The organism is Mycobacterium pseudokansasii, from assembly GCF_900566075.1.
Lineage (GTDB): Bacteria > Actinomycetota > Actinomycetes > Mycobacteriales > Mycobacteriaceae > Mycobacterium > Mycobacterium pseudokansasii.
Map to the genome: position 1 here is coordinate 4,299,276 of NZ_UPHU01000001.1, position 16,601 is coordinate 4,315,876.

Consider the following 16,601-nt stretch of genomic DNA (forward strand, 5'->3'; position numbering starts at 1 on the left):
TTTGCTGTCGACCCCGGCTCAGGCCAGCGGCGCCGGTGTGCCAGGCCGGTGAGCGTTTGCTGACCGCTCAGACGTTTGCCAACGCGATGCGAACGGCCTGAGTCGCACCTGGCCAAGTGCCGCCCTCCGACGTCCACCAGCGGTCCTGAAGCGACTCGACCGCTCATGCCGCCGACCCCGAGAACTCGGAAACAATCGTTTCGGCCGCATTCACAACGACCAATAGTTCGACACCGGCACCGAGCACGAACAGCCCCGTGCTTGCCGCTAAGGGGTAGCCAACCGCGTTAACCAACCCCAAAGGGTCGCCCGCGGCGAATTGCTCAATCCCGTCCAAGAAAAGGTTGAGGTTATACGACGGGAGCGTGATCGCCAGAGCGCTCGTCATATCGGCCGTGGCACGAAGCGTTGCGTAGCCCATAGCGGCCACCCTGCCGAGCGCGTCAGCAAAATTGATAGTCGCCGCATGCAATTCGGCGAGGTCGATATAGGTCCGGAGGCCTCCGAACGTCCCCGCATGCACAACCCATGCATCAAACGCCATCGGCAAATTGAATGCCATCACATCGGGCGCGCCCAACAGGGAAAGGTCTGGCAAACCTAGCGACATCAGCTCGTGCGTGGCATCGGCAATACCCTGATGCGTCCCGGCAACGAGCAGGTCGAGTACGGTCAGCGGGCTGACGTCAGGAAACAACCCGAACGGAGTCGGCACGTTGGCCGGCGTGGCCGAATAACCATAACGCGGGTCCCCATAACCCAGATTCACCAGCGCGGTCAAATTGGGCTGAAGCAGGTCAGCCAGCGGGTTCCCGATCAACGGTATTGATCGCAGCGGGTACAACAGCGGTAGATCGGGGGTCCGAACCAGGTAGTAGGTGGTCATCGTCGAACCGTCGGTCGGCAGTTGGATCGCCCCGCTGAGCTGCTCAGGGGTCAGGCTCGGGATGGCGCCGTGCAGATAGTAAATGCCAGCTAAGGCGTTCAGGTCGGCCAGCAAATTGAGCGGGTACCGCGGAAAATCGGCAATCCCGTCGTATTCAATGGTGTAAACAGTGGTCGGAAAGAGATCGGCTGAAGTTGCTTCGCTGAATGTCAGCCCAATGCTCGGCACGAATAACCCACTGAAGCGCGAAAAGAGGCCGCCGTTGGGATTGTTGGGGTTGCCGAACAGCACGAAAGAGAGCTGATCTGGCGTCGGCGCGTTCGGCCCCAGGGCGGCCAAGGCCCGCATTTCCAACGACGATATGGTGGCACTCTGCGAGTACCCGAATACGGTGACGTGGTTTCCGGAGGCGATCTGCTGAGTAATCGCCTCGTGCAGGATCGCGACACCACGAGACACCGACGTGTCAAACATCAGGTCCATGACGCCGGTGTAGGGATACAGCGCTGCCGGGGTGGCGAGGCCCTGCGGCACCGCCCACGGAGCACGCGGTTTGATGAAGGCCTCGTACACACTGTCGAGATAGCTTTGACCAGGGATCGGCGTCCCACTTCCGCCCATAATCAGCGCTGTATCTTGCGCAAGAGCAGCGGCCGCCTTGGGTATCGACGTTGCCGCACTGCCGCCGAGAGCCGCCACGCCGGAGCCGCCCGCAATCAGCGAGCCTCCGAACGCCTGGATAGACGCATTCACTTCGCTGACTAGATCTTGCAGTGACGACGCAATGGCGGCCTCAGCACCCGCGTAGGCCCGGGCACCCGCAGTCAGGGTTTCCACGAATTCCTCGAGAAACGTCGAGGCTTGAGCGGTTACGGCTTGATAGCCTCGAGCGTGCGCGCAAAACAGCTCGGCGATCGCCGTCGACACCTCGTCGGCCGCTGGGGCTAGGACCCCTGTGGTTGCGGCCGCCGCGGCGACGTTGGCCGCATCGACGCTCAACCCAAGAGCGGTCAAATCCGTTGCCGCGGAGGTCATCAGCGCCGGCGCCGTGGTCACGAGGGACATGCTTTTCCTCCGACTACCCGCGTACTCGAGGCCCCGGCACGGAAGCCCGCTCGCGCCCGCTGATCGACTCCATCGCCAATCGGGCGGGCCCAAGAGCTTGACGCGCTGCAAATCCAAGGGGTGAATCGACTGTGATGGACATTTCGCCACCAACGGTGCCTGCCGCCCCTTCGGCAACGATTCGTCAATCATGAAATGCGCTGGTCGCGCGAGCAGCTAGGTACTCGGTGCCACGAGACACGGCTACCGGCGACGAGCCGGGGACGAGCCGACGGTGAGCGAGGTCTACCACGCCAGCCAGCCCGGCGGACTTGAGCTCCGATTTCGCTATCGGTCCATGAGGGCGGTTTCGGGCGATTCAATCAGATCACGCAGTTCGCAAGGGTAGAGGAGTTGGGAAGCACCGCCGGCCCGATGGTCGAGCAGATCAGGGTCATCGTTGGCCGCGCGACAACCTCGTCGCCGACGATCAGCGGGGACTGCTTGATTGCCTCCGTCGCCAGGATGGCCGCCTCGGGATGGTTGATCACCAGAACGCCGGGATCGACACCCGACGCACCGAAGTTGGACACGGTGGACGTCGACCGCCGCAGCTTCGCCGGCATGAGCGTGCCCTGGCGGGCAGCGATGATCAATTGATTTGTCCGGCAGCCTAATTCGCCAGTGGTCTTGGTGTGCGCCTTGTCGATCACCGGTACCAGCAGCCCGCGTCAGGGTGGCGACACCGAAGCCAAGATGCACATCGTGATGCGCACTCACTGCGGAGCATCGGACGAATCGACCCAGGCTGCGTCGAGAATAATGTTGCGAGTCAACGCAATAACCAGGAGCCGAAATCTCAGTGCATGGGCGACGACCTCGGTCACCGCAACACCGAACCGGTCTCCAGCCGCGGCACCTCGGTGCACGTCATCTCCAGCGTGGCCGTGGCGGCCGGTATCTGCCTGTGGGACAACGTCGTTTTCCATGCCATGTAGGCATGTACACCGCACCCGTCTCAGATCAGTCCCCGCAGCGGCGCCGTCACCGCAGCGAGCACCTCTGCCCGGTGGTCCGTATCCAGCGCATGTGTTCGTGTGGTCGACGTTTTCCTCAGCGCCCAACTGCGATGATGCGACGGCACGGGCGCGACCAAACCCCATCAGCATTCCTGGGCTTCCCTCGTTTCCGACCCCCGCTGGCAAGGGCTCCGGTGTCCCCCAGTCAGTGGACGTGCGACCCCCCCATCTGGGGGGTTTGATTTTCCCCCGTTCGGGGGATGGTTGCGCTGCGGTCCGGCCGTTCATCATGATGCAATACCGATTCATTTGTATTGGCAACAGGTCATATGTATCGGCTCGGTAAACCCGGCCAGGCAGCGCCCGGCGTTGACCGGCAAGCGCAAATCGCGACGCACTCGCGGCCGGGTAACCGCAGTCCTACCGAAAGGTTGCGTGCACATGTTTCTCGACGACCATCAAGACGACCAGAGCCTCGAGACCGGCGCCCGAGCCGTCGCGACTAACTTCGACCCAACCTTGATCGCCACCCGACCGCCCAGATCGCGGCACCGTACATACATGTCCTGGGTGGCGTTGGGAGCGCTGGCACTCACGTGCACGGCATCACCCCGGCGAGCGTGGCCGCACACTTTGACAAGGACAGCAACTCATGGGCCGGGTCTGTCATGTGCCGGTTGATCTTTATCCCCGGCGGAGGGTGCCGGTGGGTGGCATGGGTTCGGAAAGCATGGCGGCTGTGTTGTTGAGCTTGTCGGCGGAGCCATGGGCCGCTGCGGTCGCAACGAGGGTGGCACCCGACGACGCCGCAGGGTTGGCGCGGTCGGCAGGTGACGCCGCCGATCACGAGTGGGCACTGGCCGGTGGCGGGGTTTATGGCGGTTTGTCATGACCGCGCCGATCTGGTTGGCGTCGCCACCGGAGGTGCATTCGGCGCTGCTGAGCGCCGGTCCAGGTCCGAGTTCGATGTTGGCGGCTGCCGCGGCGTGGTCGTCGCTGAATGCTGAGTATGCATCGGTGGCCGAAGAGCTCCCGAGGGTATTGGGCGCCATTCAGGCGGAGGCCTGGCGGGGACCGAGTTCCCAGATATGCGTGGGTGCCTACGCGCCGTACGTGGCATGGTTGATGCAGGCCAGTGCCGATAGTGCCGCCGCTGCCGCTGCACACGAGTCTGCGGCCGGGGCCTACGCTACGGCGTTGACCGCGATGCCGACCTTGGGCGAATTGGCTGCCAACCACGCGGCCCATGCGATTCTGGTCACGACGAATTTCTTCGGCATCAACACCATCCCGATCGCGCTGAACGAGGCCGATTACGTGCGGATGTGGATCCAGGCCGCTACCACGATGAGTGTCTATGAGGGATTCAGCACCGCAGCGTTGACCTCGGCGCCTCGCACCCCGCCGGCACCCGTGATCATCAAATCGTGCACCGGCGAGGGCAGCGACATCGCGACAATCGGTCAGGCCCTCGGCTATGACCCGTTTCCACTATGGACTTTGCTGTGGGGCTTGGTAGAAACTATGCTGATAGAGATTATCGGCGTGCCATTTTTCACGCTCTTTGTAATTTTGGTGATAATTCTATCGCCGTCATGGCTGTTTGCTTTCGTCTTAGCCGAATTGCTTGGATACTCGGCTTTCGCCGCTAATATATTGCAGTATCTGAGTCTCACTTGGTTTGCTATCGGAGTGATGGCTCTCGCCTTCATGATGATGCCTTTTGTGCTGGGCTATGACATCGCCAACCTGGTGATCTACTGGATCACGCACCTGAGCGTAGCGATTGTTTCGACGCTGGCGAGTCCGCTCGCGGCCGAGGCGGCGCTGTCAGCTTCGGTGGCCGCTGCCGCCGCGAACGCGAGCATCATGTCGGGTGCGGTTGCCGCACCTGCGACGGGCGCGGCCGCCGGTGGTGCAGTGCCGTTGGCGGTCATGTCAGCGCCATCGGCGGCAACGCCCATGGTCTCGGCGTCGGGAGGTCCTCTCGGACACGACATCGGCGGATTCGCAAAGCCGCCGACGGCTGCTCAGCGAGGTGTCGGCACGCCGGGTTTTGCCGGGACCGTGTCCAAGGGGGTCGTTACGCAGGCTGCTGGTTTGGCAACGGTTGGAGGTGGCGAGTTGGGTGAGCCCCCGCGAGTGCCCATGTTGCCGGCGTATTGGAATCCGAATATGGTTTGCTCCGCCATTTAGATTTAGATTTCGTGATTGAATAACACCGCTTTTAGCCGGTTCGGACCACACGATTATGCCGTCATACCGAACCGTTCCTGGTCTGGTGTCGGCTTCGTCGACCAGGAGTGGCGGTTTGGGAATAGCGACGTCAAGACCGGACCGCACCCCGACTTGACGTTACAGGTCCAACAAGGCTGTCGCCGGCGACTCGATCAGGTCACGTAGTTCGCACAGGAACCGAGCCACCTGGGCGCCATCCGCCACGCGGTGGTCGAAAACGCATGTCAACGTCATCGTCGGCCGGGCGACGATCTCGTTGTCGACGGCCACCGGCCGGGCCTTGATGGCTCCCATCCCCAGGATGGCCGCTTCGGGGTGGTTGATCACCGGCACACCGTCGTCCACGCCCAACGCCCCGAAGTTCGACACGGTAAACGTCGAACCACTCAACTCGGCCGGGGTGAGCGTGCCTTCGCGGGCACCACTGATCAATTCTGCTGTGCGGCAAGCAAGTTCGCGGGTGGTCAGTTGCTGCGCGCCGGTGATGACCGGGACCAGCAGTCCCCGCTCGGTTGCCACGGCAAACCCCAAATGCACACGACGGTAGACATGCACCTGCGGTCCGGAAGCCGAGTCGACCCACGTCGAATTGAGAATCATGTTATGGGTCAACGCGATAACGACAAACCGCAATGACAGCACGAATGGCGTGACTTCTCCCCCGCGGCCGCCACGCAGCGTCTCAGACAGCTGCAACAAACCGCTGCAGTCAACTTGCACGCTGGCTAACGCGTCAGGGATTTCTTTGTGAGAGGAAATCATTCGCTCCGCCATCCGGGCCTGTACACCACGCACCGGTCGTACGTCCACATCCATCCCGGAAACATGAGCGGCGGCGAGCACGTCCGCGCGGGTGATCACCCGGGCGACGCCCGGCCCACGCTGCAGTGCGGTCAGATCAACCCCTAATTCCTTGGCCAGCTTGCGCGCCGACGGCACCGCGCGCGGCCGAGCCGGCCGAGCGCCTCGTCTGCTGCTATCGAGATCCGCGTCGGTGCCATACCCGACCAGCGTCGGTGCGCCGGCCTCACCATCGCCAACCAACGCTGCGACCATTGCCCGATCCGGTGCGGTATCTATGCGCACCAACATCGAGCCCACCTGGAGGACATCGCCTTCGGCACCACCGATCTCGACGATCCGCCCGGTGAACGGGCTGGGGATCTCGACCTGCGCCTTGGCGGTCTCTACCGAGCACAGGGCCTGGTTGAGCTGCACATCCTCACCCACCGAGACGTTCCATGACGTCACCGTGACTTCGTCGAGTCCCTCCCCAAGGTCGGGAACCAGAAAGTCCTTGATCCGCTGCGGTTCGGGGTTCATGGCTGCCCCAAAACCCGCTCCACGCAGTCCAGTAACCTATCCGGGCCCGGTAGCCACGCCTTCTCCAGACGTGCCGGTGGATAGGGAGTATCGAAGCCGCAGGCACGCAGCACCGGAGCCTCCAAGTCGTAGAACAACTCTTCTTGGATACGAGCGGCCAGCTCCGCACCATAGCCCACGTTTCGCGGCCCCTCGTGCATCACCACACACCGACCCGTCCGGCTGATCGATTCCGCGATCGTGGCGAAGTCCAATGGCACCAACGAACGCAAATCAATAATCTCGAGATTCCAACCTCGTTGCCGCTCAGCGACATCCGCGGCTGCAAGCGCCGTGCCCACCAAGCCACCGTAGGTCAGCACGCTGACATCGCCACCGGCCCGCCGCACGACGGCCCGCCCGATCGGGGCCCCCGGCACGCTGGTGTCGACGACCCCGCGAGCCCAATACCGGCGCTTCGGCTCCAAGTACATCACCGGGTCGGGGCAGACGATGGCATGCCGCAACAGCCAGTAGGCATCCGACGGCTCCGAAGGAACGACCACCTTCAGACCCGCCGTGTGCGTCCAATAAGTTTCGGTGGACTCCGAATGATGTTCGGCCGCACCGATACCGCCGAACGACGGAATCCTGACCGTGACCGCCATGTCCACCTGACCGCGGGTGCGGAAGCGATACTTCGCCAGATGGCTGACCAACTGGTCGAACGCCGGGTAGGTGAAGCCGTCGAACTGAATCTCGGGCACCGGCACAAATCCACGCAACGCCAACCCCACGGCGATCCCGATCACCGCGGACTCCGCCAGCGGTGTGTCGAAACAACGGGCCTCGCCAAATGTTTCAGCCAGTCCTTCGGTCACCCGGAATACCCCACCCTGGGTCGCGACATCCTCACCGAAGACCAGGACCCGCTCGTCGGCCACCATAGCGTCGTGCAGTGCGCGGTTGATCGCTTGCACCATGGTGATCGGGTGCGGGGCCGGCCCCAGCGGTTGCGCTAACCGCGACAGTTGCAGCCTTTCCTCTGAGGGGGTTGGGCGATCGGCAATCTGAGTCATGGACGCCTCCCTAGTCGGCCCGCGTCAATTCGGCGCGCAACTGCCGGCGCTGCGCATCCAACTCCGGTGTGATGTGGGCGTAGACCGCGGTGAAGAGTTCGTCGACGTCGAAATCGGGCGCGTCGAACACGGCATCGCGCAGTTCGGCCCGCTGCCCCGCCGAACGGGCGGCGACCCGGTCCTCGAGGCTCTGCGACCACAGCCCCAGGCCCTGTAGGTAGCACCGAAAACGCGGAATCGGGTCCAGAGCCAGCCACCGATCGAGCTCCTGCTGGTCGCGGTACCGGGCCGGGTCGTCGGCGGTGGTGTGTGGGCCCAAGCGATAGGTAACCGCCTCGATCAGGCTGGGACCGTTACCGGCTCGGGCCCGAGTGGCGGCCTCGGCCATCACCGCGTGGCACGCCAGCACATCATTGCCGTCCACTCGGATGCCCGGCATGCCATATCCGATTGCCTTGTGCGCAATGGAAACAGCGGCCGTCTGCTTTCGGACTGGCGTCGATATCGCCCACTGATTGTTCTGCACGTAGAACAGGCATGGCGCACCGAACACCGCCGCGAGATTCAGCGCCTCGTGGACGTCGCCCTCGCTGGTAGCGCCGTCGCCCATGAAGGCGACAGTCACCGAGTCCTCGCCGAGGCGTTGGGCGGCCATCGCGGCGCCGACGGCGTGCAATGTCTGGGTGCCGACCGGAACGGACATCGGAGCACAGCTTTTCGTCGTGAATTCCAGCCCGCCATGCCAGCTTCCGCGCCATGCGGCGCCCACGTGTCCGGGCGGGATGCCGCGCACCAGGTATACGCCCAATTCGCGGTATTGCGGAAACAACCAGTCGGTCGCGCGCAGGCCTGCGGCCGCTCCCACCTGGGCAGCCTCCTGGCCGCGACAGGGCGTGAACAACGCCAATTCACCCTGGCGCTGCAGGTTGACGAACTCGTCATCCAGCTCCCGCGTGACCACCATCATTTCGTAGAGCCAGCACAGTTTTTCCGTGGACAGATCACGGCTGTAACGCGCTTCCGCGGTCGGTGTGCCGTCCGGGTCAACGAGTTGTACCGGCTCGAGGTCGACCGTCATCGGTGTCTGACACTTCCGAGCCATACCGCCTCCTCAGCTCACGCCGTCACGCCGTGGTGAGGATGCCGCCGGGCAGGCCGCATCAACGCGTCGGCGCGCGTGGTGCGGCGGGTCAATAGCAAAGCCGAGCCAGCAGCTGCTTCGAGCCGGAGTCAGCAGCTGGCTGACCATTCGGCTCGGATCGCCGCAACACTGGCGCTTCTCCCATTATGCTCCCAAATCCGAAGACACCGGGCTGATCGGCCGCGCCGGTGCGGACGTGTCGGGAGCACCCCAACTGGCCAGACGAGGCGGCCGGGCGGCGTCCGGCGGCCGTGTCCCGGGACCGCAGGCAGCAAAGCCGTCGTCACCCGAGCGCGGATTCCCCCGCCCGCCGCAACAGCATTTCCGCGTGCCGCAGCACCGGTGAGTCGACCATCTGGCCCTCGAACGCGAACACCCCACGCTCGTTTCGCGAGGCGGCCAGCACTCGCCGCGCCCAGTCAAGCGTCTCGTCGCTGGGTCGATACGCCTTGTGCACCACCGGGACCTGGCTCGGGTGAATGCACACTGTCGCGTCGAAACCCACCGTGGCAGCGTCGATCGCCTCCTGCTGCAAGCCCTCGACGTCGCGGATATCCAGGTGCACGGCATCCAGGGCCAAACGGCCGAACGCGGACGCGGCCAGCAGGATCGTTGACCGCACGTGGCGGGCCACATCCCGGTAGGCGCCGTCCGCGCGCCGGCTGGAGCTGCCGCCCAGGGTGGCGATCAGGTCCTCGGCCCCCCACATCATTCCCACGGTGCCGTCGGCGGCGGCGATCTCGGTGGCAAACACCGCACCGCGCGCCGTCTCCACCAGCGCAATGACGTCGCGCGGTGCGAGCGCGGCCACCTGTGCCGCCGACTCAGCCTTGGGCAGCATCACCGTCGGGTACGCGGTGGCGGCCAAGGCCTCCAAGTCACGGGCCTGCTCATCGGTACCCGCCGCGTTGATGCGCACCACGGTGCGTTCGGGGTCCAGCGGGTTATCCCGCAGAGCTTGACGCGCAGCCGACTTCTCCGCTTGGGCCACACCGTCTTCGAGATCGAGGATCACCACGTCGGCGGCAGCGGCGGCCTTGGTGAAGCGCTCCGGGCGGTCGGCCGGGCAGAACAGCCACCCCGGGCCCGCGGCGCGCAGGTTCATTGCGCCTCCTCGACCGGCCGTTTTTGGACCAACGTGGTGCGCACCGCGCGGGCGACTATCTCGCCGTGCTGGTTACGTGCGGTGTGCTCCAGGGCGACAATGCCTTCGCCGGGACGGCTTTTCGACTCCCGCTTGCCGGTGCACACCGTCTCGGCGTACAGGGTGTCGCCGTGAAAGACCGGCTTGGGAAACGACACCTCCGCGAAGCCGAGATTGGCCACGATGGTGCCGAGCGTCAGCTGCGACACGGACAGCCCGACCATCGTCGACAGGGTGAACATCGAGTTCACCAGCCGCTCACCGCGGAAACCCGGTTGCTCGGCAGCCCAGGCCGCGTCGAGATGCAGCGATTGGGTGTTCATCGTCAGCGTGGTGAACACGACGTTGTCTGCCTCGGTGACGGTGCGTCCGGGCCGGTGCAGGTAGGTGGTGCCGATCTCGAACTCTTCGAACCACAGGCCTCTCTGGACAATCCGTGCGCCGACTGTGGATGCTGCGACGCGACCCGCCGATGTGGCGTCGCCAGGTTCACGCTCGCCGGCAGGTCTGCTCACGACAGCCCCAGTGACCGTGCGATCAGCATCAGCTGCACCTCGGTGGTGCCCTCACCGATTTCGAGGACCTTGCTGTCGCGGTAGTGACGCGCCACCGGGTATTCGTTCATGAAACCGTAGCCGCCGTGAATCTGGGTCGCGTCGCGCGCGTTGTCCATGGCCGCTTCCGAGGAGACCATCTTGGCAATCGCCGCCTCCTTCTTGAACGGCTTGCCCGCCAACATCTTTGCCGCGGCCTCGTAGTACGCCGTGCGCGCGACGTGGGCCCGGGCTTCCATCCGCGCGATCTTGAAGCTGATCGCCTGATAGGACCCGATCGGCTGGCCGAACGACTGACGCTCCTTGGCGTACTTGACGCTCTCGTCGACGCAGCCCTGCGCCGCCCCGGTTGCCAGCGCGGCAATTGCGATACGGCCCTCGTCGAGAATGGACAAGAAGTTGGCATAACCCGTTCCGCGGGCACCCAGCAGGTTCTCAGCCGGCACCCGCGCATCGGTGAACGTCAGCGGATGGGTGTCCGACGCATTCCAGCCGACCTTGTTGTAGACCGGCTCGACGGTGAATCCCGGTGTGCCGCTGGGCACGATGATCGTCGAGATCTCCTTCTTGCCGTCCGCCACGCTTCCGGTGACGGCCGTGACGGTGACCAGCGAGGTGATTTCGGTGCCCGAGTTGGTGATGAACTGCTTGCTGCCGTTGATGATCCACTCGTCCCCCTCGAGCCGAGCGGTAGTGCGGGTGCTGCCCGCGTCGGAGCCCGCACCGGGCTCGGTCAGTCCGAAACCGGCCAGCGCACGGCCGGCGGTCAGATCCGGTAACCACGTGCGCTTCTGCTCGTCGGTGCCGAACCGGTAGATCGGCATCGCCCCCAGACCCACCGCGGCCTCCAAGGTGATGGCCACCGACTGGTCGACCTTGCCAAGTTCTTCCAGCGCCAGCGCCAGCGCGAAGTAGTCGCCGCCCATGCCGCCGTAGTCCTCGGGGAACGGCAGGCCGAACAGTCCCATCTCGCCCATCTTGGCGACAACTTCGTACGGGAAGCTGTGCTCCTCATCGTGTTTGGCCGAAACCGGCGCGACCACCGTACGCGCGAAGTCGGCCACCGTGTCACGAAGGTCTTGATATTCCTTGGGCAGCGTCCCCGCGGTAATCATTGTCGTCATGATCCTTGATCCTTGATCCGGGCCAACACCTGGTCGACCTTCACCTGCTCTCCGACGGACACCAGCACCTCCAGCTGCCCCGAAACCGGTGCGGTGAGCGCGTGTTCCATCTTCATCGCCTCCACCACCACCACCACGTCGCCCTCGGCAACCTCGGCGCCGGAGGCAGACTGCACCGCGATGACGTTGCCGGGCATGGGGCTGACGACCTCGGCCTGCCTTTCGCCGGCAGCGCGATGAATCTTGCGCTCTTCGGCCTCGCGGATATGCCAGATTCCGCGCTCGTCGGCGATCCAGAGGTGGCGGTCGGCCTCGGCCCAACGATAGTCGCGGCGCACCCCGTTCAGCGTCACACTCATCCGGTCTCGCTCCAGTTGCACACTGGCACAAATGGTTTCACCGTCTCCGACCTGCACCCGGGCCGCCTCCGGCAAGCCCCACACCGACACCGTCTCGGTGCGCAGCGGAGTCTGCATCGCGGTTCGCACCGGGGCGCTGCCGCCACCGACCCGCCATCCACTCGGGGCGGCCCACAGGTCGCCGGCGGCTTGGCGAGCCAGCACCCACTGCACGTAGAGGCCACCCGCCGCGAACACGTCGTCGGGCGCGCCCCGTGGCGCAAAGTCGGCCACCCGCTCGTCAAGCAGTGCGGTGTCCAAATCCCCGGACTGCACCCGCTCGTCGGCAAGCAGGAACCGCAGGAATTCGACATTGGTCTGCACACCCAGGACCGCGGTGTGCGCCAGCGCCTGGTCCAGCCGCGCCAGCGCCTGCTCGCGGTCGGCCCCGTGCGCGATCACCTTGCTCAGCATCGGGTCGTAGTCACTGCCGACCACCGTGCCCGCAAGCAGCGACGAGTCCACCCGCACACCCGCACCGGCGGGTTCGATCACCCGCAGCACCCGCCCGCCGGTGGGCAGAAAGCCGCGTGCGGGATCCTCGGCGTAGACCCGCGCCTCGATCGCGTGTCCGGAAAGTTCGATGTCGTCCTGTGCAAATGGCAGCTTCTCGCCGGCAGCCACTCGCAGCTGCCACTCGACGAGATCCAGCCCGGTGACCGCCTCGGTGACCGGGTGTTCCACTTGCAGGCGGGTGTTCATCTCCATAAAGAAGAACTCGTCGGGACGCTCGGCGGAGACGATGAATTCCACCGTTCCGGCCCCGACGTAGTCGACACTCCGGGCGGTGTTGCAGGCGGCGGCGCCGATTCGCGCCCGCGTCTCAGCGTCGAGCAGCGCCGACGGCGCTTCCTCGATGACCTTCTGATGGCGGCGCTGCAGACTGCACTCACGCTCACCCAGATGCACCACGTTGCCGTGCGTGTCGGCAAGCACCTGCACCTCGATATGTCTGGGCCGCAATACGAACCGCTCCAGGAACAGCGTTTCGTCCCCGAAGGAGGAACCGGCTTCGCGGCGCGCACTCACCAACGCGTCACGCAGCCGCGCCGGGTCCTCGACCAACCGCATACCCTTGCCGCCACCGCCCGCGGACGGCTTGATCAGCACCGGGTAGCCGACCTCCCCGGCCGCCGCCACCAGATCGTCATCGCTGAGCCCCGGCTTCGCGACGCCGGGTACCACGGGCACGTCGAAGGCGGCGACCGCGTTCTTGGCGGTGATCTTGTCGCCCATCACCTCGATCGCCCGCGTTGGCGGCCCGAGGAAAACGACCCCGGCGCGCTCACAGGCCGCCGCGAAATCGGCGTTCTCGGAAAGGAACCCGTAACCGGGGTGGATCGCCTGCGATCCGGTGCGCGCGGCGGCGTCGAGAACCTTGTCGATGTCCAGGTAGCTCTCACGCGCCGCGGCGGGCCCCAGCCGCACCGCCAGGTCGGCTTCCAGCACATGCCGCGCTCCGGCGTCGGGGTCGCTGTAGACGGCCACCGAGCGGATACCCAGCCGGCGCAGGGTACGGATCACCCGTACCGCGATCTCGCCGCGGTTGGCCACTAATACCGTGTCAAACATCACGTCACATCCGGAAGACGCCGTAGGAAACCGGTTCCAGCGGTGCCCGGGAGCACACTGAAAGAGCAAGCCCGACGACAGTTCTAGTATCAGCCGGATCGATGATGCCGTCATCCCACAGGCGGGCGGTCGAATAGTACGGGTTGCCCTGGTACTCGTACTGCTCACGAATCGGCGACTTGAACGCCTCCTCATCGTCGGCAGACCAGGGCGTGCCGGCCGCGGACAGCTGCTCGCCGCGCACGGTGGCCAGCACCGACGCCGCCTGCTCACCGCCCATCACCGAGATTCGCGCATTCGGCCACATCCACAAGAAGCGCGGTGAGTACGCCCGTCCACACATCGAATAGTTGCCTGCGCCATAGGATCCGCCGATCACGACGGTCAGCTTCGGTACCCGGGCACAGGCCACGGCGGTGACCATTTTGGCGCCGTGCTTGGCGATACCACCGGCCTCGTAGTCGCGGCCGACCATGAACCCGGCGATGTTCTGCAGGAACAGCAGCGGGATCTTGCGCTTGTCGCACAGTTCGATGAAATGCGCTCCCTTGAGCGCGGATTCGCTGAACAGGACACCATTGTTAGCGATGATGCCGACTGGGTGTCCGTGGACGCGCGCAAAGGCAGTCACCAGGGTCTTGCCGTATTTCGCCTTGAATTCGGTGAATTCGCTGCCGTCGACCAGTCGCAGGATTACCTCGTGCACGTCATAGGGCACCCTCGGGTCGGGGGGCACAACGTCGTAAAGCTCGGTCTGCGGGTGGTTGGGGTCCACCGAACGTCCCACGTCCCACTGAGCCGGGCTGCGGGGCGCGAAGGTGGCCGCGATGGAGCGCACGATCCGCAACGCATGTTCGTCGTCGTCGGCGAGATGGTCGGTGACACCCGATATCCGCGAGTGCAAGTCGCCGCCGCCGAGTTCCTCGGCCGTGACGATCTCGCCGGTGGCGGCCTTGACCAGTGGCGGACCGCCCAGAAAAATCGTGCCCTGCTCACGGACGATAACGGCCTCGTCGCTCATCGCCGGCACATAGGCGCCGCCTGCCGTGCAGGAGCCCAGGACTGCCGCGACTTGCGGAATTCCCTTGGCGCTCATGGTCGCCTGGTTGTAGAAGATCCGCCCGAAATGCTCGCGGTCGGGAAACACCTCGTCCTGGCGTGGCAGGAAGGCGCCGCCGGAGTCGACCAGATAGATGCACGGCAGTCGATTCTGCAGCGCGATCTCCTGGGCGCGCAGGTGCTTTTTGACCGTGATCGGGTAGTAGGTTCCGCCCTTGACCGTCGCGTCGTTGGCGACGATCACGCACTCGCGCCCGGATACCCGGCCGATTCCGGTGATGATCCCCGCGCCCGGTGACTCGTCGTCATACATTCCGTTGGCAGCCAGGGGCGCCAACTCCAGGAACGGGCTGCCCGGATCGAGCAGCCGATCCACCCGTTCCCGGGGCAACAGCTTGCCACGGCTGACGTGACGCTCTCGGGCGCGTTCGCTGCCGCCCAATGCAGCAGCGGCAAGCCTGGTGTTCAACTCGGCCACCAGCCGGCGGTGCTCGTCGGCGAAGGATAGTGCGGCGACGGCGGTCACGGGGTAACCAGATCTTGCAATATGAGCCGTGGTCCGGTCCTCGCCACGACCTCGTCGACCGTCACGTCGGGCGCGGTCTCGATCAAATGCAGGCCGTCTTCGCAGACATCGATGACTGCCAATTCCGTGACGATGCGGTCCACGCAGCCCACGCCCGTCAACGGCAACGTGCACTGCTCGACGATCTTGGGGCTGCCATCTTTGGCCGCGTGCTCCATCATCACGATCACCTTGCGGGCGCCGTGCACCAGGTCCATCGCGCCGCCCATGCCCTTGACCATCTTGCCTGGGATCATCCAGTTAGCGAGGTCGCCGGTGACCGAAACCTGCATGGCGCCAAGCACCGCGACGTCGAGATGGCCGCCGCGGATGATGCCGAAAGAGGTCGACGAGCCGAAGAACGCCGCGCCCGGCAACGTCGTCACCGTCTCCTTGCCGGCGTTGATCAGGTCGGCATCGAGATCCTCGGGCTTGGGATATGGCCCGACGCCCAGGATCCCGTTTTCGGAGTGCAGGACAACGGTCACGCCCTCGGGAATGTGGTTGGGAATCAATGTGGGCATCCCGATGCCGAGGTTGACGTACTGGCCGTCCTCGAATTCGGCGGCGACCCGTGCGGCCATCCCGTTTCTGCTCCACGTCATTTGGCGCCACTCCTTTTCATCGCTGCGTCCCCGCAAGCGGGCGGTGCCCCCACTGCATCGTCGTCGGTGCGGTCAGCTCACCGCACGGTCTCCTTCTCGATCCGCTTGGTGGGATTGGGCACGTGTACCACCCGCTGCACGAACACACCCGGGGTGTGCACCATCGCCGGGTCGATCTCACCCGGTTCGACGAGGTGTTCGACCTCGGCAATCGTGATCCTCCCCGCGGGCGCGCACTCGGGGTTGAAGTTGGCGGCGGCGTAGCGGTACACCAGGTTGCCGTGCCGGTCCCCTTTCCAGGCATGCACCAGCGCGAAGTCGGTGCGGATTCCCCGCTCCAAAACGTATGTGACACCGTCGAACTCGCGAGTCTCCTTGGGAGGCGACACCACCGCAACAGCGCCTGAAGCGTCGTAGCGCCATGGGAGCCCGCCGTCGGCGATCTGCGTACCCACGCCGGCCGGTGTGTAGAAGGCCGGGATGCCCATTCCACCGGCGCGTAACCGCTCGGCCAGCGTGCCCTGCGGGGTGAGTTCCACCTCGAGTTCGCCGGCCAGGAATTGCCGGGCGAACTCCTTGTTCTCCCCCACATACGAAGAGATGGTACGGCGAATTCTCTTGTGCACCAACAGCACACCCAGCCCCACACCGTCGATGCCGCAGTTGTTCGACACTGTTTCCAGGTCCGTTACGCCGCTGTCCACCAGCGCCGAGATCAGCGCCTCGGGGATGCCGCACAGCCCGAACCCGCCGACCGCCAGGGAGGACCCGTCGGTTATGTCCGCCACCGCTTGGGCGGCGGTAGCCACCACCTTGTCCATTACCCGCAGAGTCTCCTCGCTGTCCGGCCGGCTGGATTCTTCAGTTAATC

At 65.0% G+C, this 16,601-nt stretch carries 14 protein-coding genes; 2 read left to right on the top strand and 12 right to left on the bottom strand.

Annotation, left to right across the window (positions count from 1 at the left end; all coding sequences use genetic code 11):
* Window positions 1-163: 163 nt before the first annotated feature.
* Complete coding sequence (locus tag EET10_RS19330) at window positions 164-1,951, bottom strand: PE family protein (RefSeq protein WP_036400114.1); 1,788 nt, start codon at window positions 1,949-1,951, stop codon at window positions 164-166.
* A gap of 362 nt (window positions 1,952-2,313) precedes the next feature.
* The gene (locus tag EET10_RS32390; protein ID WP_063467053.1) at window positions 2,314-2,643 is read right to left on the bottom strand and encodes a 2-oxo acid dehydrogenase subunit E2; all 330 of its coding nucleotides are present in this window, start codon (window positions 2,641-2,643) and stop codon (window positions 2,314-2,316) included.
* A 153-nt stretch (window positions 2,644-2,796) separates the two neighbouring features.
* On the opposite strand from EET10_RS32390, the gene EET10_RS32395 reads away from it, so the two are divergent.
* Window positions 2,797-2,928 (top strand): hypothetical protein, encoded by a 132-nt coding sequence (locus tag EET10_RS32395; RefSeq protein WP_276860712.1) that lies wholly within the window; start codon window positions 2,797-2,799, stop codon window positions 2,926-2,928.
* A gap of 909 nt (window positions 2,929-3,837) precedes the next feature.
* A complete protein-coding gene (locus EET10_RS19340) occupies window positions 3,838-5,145 on the top strand; it encodes a PPE family protein (protein WP_122502414.1) in 1,308 nt (435 codons plus the stop codon).
* Between the two features lie 159 nt (window positions 5,146-5,304).
* Here EET10_RS19340 and EET10_RS19345 read toward each other — a convergent pair whose 3' ends face one another.
* From EET10_RS19345 to EET10_RS19390, 10 genes are all read right to left on the bottom strand, one after another.
* Window positions 5,305-6,510 carry a dihydrolipoamide acetyltransferase family protein gene (locus EET10_RS19345; protein ID WP_063467052.1) on the bottom strand — a complete coding sequence of 402 codons (1,206 nt, stop codon included), beginning with the start codon at window positions 6,508-6,510 and terminating at the stop codon, window positions 5,305-5,307.
* The gene (locus tag EET10_RS19350; protein ID WP_036400120.1) at window positions 6,507-7,568 is read right to left on the bottom strand and encodes an alpha-ketoacid dehydrogenase subunit beta; all 1,062 of its coding nucleotides are present in this window, start codon (window positions 7,566-7,568) and stop codon (window positions 6,507-6,509) included. The genes EET10_RS19345 and EET10_RS19350 overlap by 4 nt, the downstream gene beginning before the upstream one ends.
* Before the next feature lie 10 nt (window positions 7,569-7,578).
* Complete coding sequence (gene pdhA / locus EET10_RS19355; protein ID WP_036400123.1) at window positions 7,579-8,670, bottom strand: pyruvate dehydrogenase (acetyl-transferring) E1 component subunit alpha; 1,092 nt, start codon at window positions 8,668-8,670, stop codon at window positions 7,579-7,581.
* Window positions 8,671-8,992: 322 nt separating this feature from the next.
* On the bottom strand, window positions 8,993-9,814 hold the full coding sequence (locus tag EET10_RS19360; RefSeq protein WP_036400126.1) for an HpcH/HpaI aldolase/citrate lyase family protein: 822 nt from the start codon (window positions 9,812-9,814) through the stop codon (window positions 8,993-8,995).
* Window positions 9,811-10,368 (bottom strand): MaoC family dehydratase, encoded by a 558-nt coding sequence (locus EET10_RS19365; protein ID WP_099187542.1) that lies wholly within the window; start codon window positions 10,366-10,368, stop codon window positions 9,811-9,813. The genes EET10_RS19360 and EET10_RS19365 overlap by 4 nt, the downstream gene beginning before the upstream one ends.
* The gene (locus EET10_RS19370) at window positions 10,365-11,531 is read right to left on the bottom strand and encodes an acyl-CoA dehydrogenase family protein (protein WP_036400129.1); all 1,167 of its coding nucleotides are present in this window, start codon (window positions 11,529-11,531) and stop codon (window positions 10,365-10,367) included. The genes EET10_RS19365 and EET10_RS19370 overlap by 4 nt, the downstream gene beginning before the upstream one ends.
* A complete protein-coding gene (locus EET10_RS19375) occupies window positions 11,528-13,501 on the bottom strand; it encodes an acetyl/propionyl/methylcrotonyl-CoA carboxylase subunit alpha (RefSeq protein WP_063467067.1) in 1,974 nt (657 codons plus the stop codon). The genes EET10_RS19370 and EET10_RS19375 overlap by 4 nt, the downstream gene beginning before the upstream one ends.
* Window positions 13,502-13,505: 4 nt before the next feature.
* Window positions 13,506-15,086, bottom strand: coding sequence for a carboxyl transferase domain-containing protein (locus tag EET10_RS19380; protein ID WP_036400132.1), 1,581 nt, complete (start codon window positions 15,084-15,086; stop codon window positions 13,506-13,508).
* The gene (locus tag EET10_RS19385; RefSeq protein WP_036400135.1) at window positions 15,083-15,730 is read right to left on the bottom strand and encodes a CoA transferase subunit B; all 648 of its coding nucleotides are present in this window, start codon (window positions 15,728-15,730) and stop codon (window positions 15,083-15,085) included. Before EET10_RS19385 ends, EET10_RS19380 begins: the two co-directional genes overlap by 4 nt.
* 77 nt (window positions 15,731-15,807) lie before the next feature.
* Window positions 15,808-16,551 (bottom strand): CoA transferase subunit A, encoded by a 744-nt coding sequence (locus EET10_RS19390; protein WP_063467051.1) that lies wholly within the window; start codon window positions 16,549-16,551, stop codon window positions 15,808-15,810.
* Between the last annotated feature and the right edge of the window lie 50 nt (window positions 16,552-16,601).

Coding starts and splice junctions, on each gene's coding strand:
- EET10_RS19330 (WP_036400114.1), bottom strand. CDS start 1,951: ATGTCCCTCGTGACCACGGCGCCGGCGCTGATGACCTCCGCGGCAACG.
- EET10_RS32395 (WP_276860712.1), top strand. CDS start 2,797: ATGGGCGACGACCTCGGTCACCGCAACACCGAACCGGTCTCCAGCCGC.
- EET10_RS19340 (WP_122502414.1), top strand. CDS start 3,838: ATGACCGCGCCGATCTGGTTGGCGTCGCCACCGGAGGTGCATTCGGCG.
- EET10_RS19345 (WP_063467052.1), bottom strand. CDS start 6,510: ATGAACCCCGAACCGCAGCGGATCAAGGACTTTCTGGTTCCCGACCTT.
- EET10_RS19350 (WP_036400120.1), bottom strand. CDS start 7,568: ATGACTCAGATTGCCGATCGCCCAACCCCCTCAGAGGAAAGGCTGCAA.
- pdhA (WP_036400123.1), bottom strand. CDS start 8,670: ATGGCTCGGAAGTGTCAGACACCGATGACGGTCGACCTCGAGCCGGTA.
- EET10_RS19360 (WP_036400126.1), bottom strand. CDS start 9,814: ATGAACCTGCGCGCCGCGGGCCCGGGGTGGCTGTTCTGCCCGGCCGAC.
- EET10_RS19370 (WP_036400129.1), bottom strand. CDS start 11,531: ATGACGACAATGATTACCGCGGGGACGCTGCCCAAGGAATATCAAGAC.
- EET10_RS19375 (WP_063467067.1), bottom strand. CDS start 13,501: ATGTTTGACACGGTATTAGTGGCCAACCGCGGCGAGATCGCGGTACGG.
- EET10_RS19385 (WP_036400135.1), bottom strand. CDS start 15,730: ATGACGTGGAGCAGAAACGGGATGGCCGCACGGGTCGCCGCCGAATTC.
- EET10_RS19390 (WP_063467051.1), bottom strand. CDS start 16,551: ATGGACAAGGTGGTGGCTACCGCCGCCCAAGCGGTGGCGGACATAACC.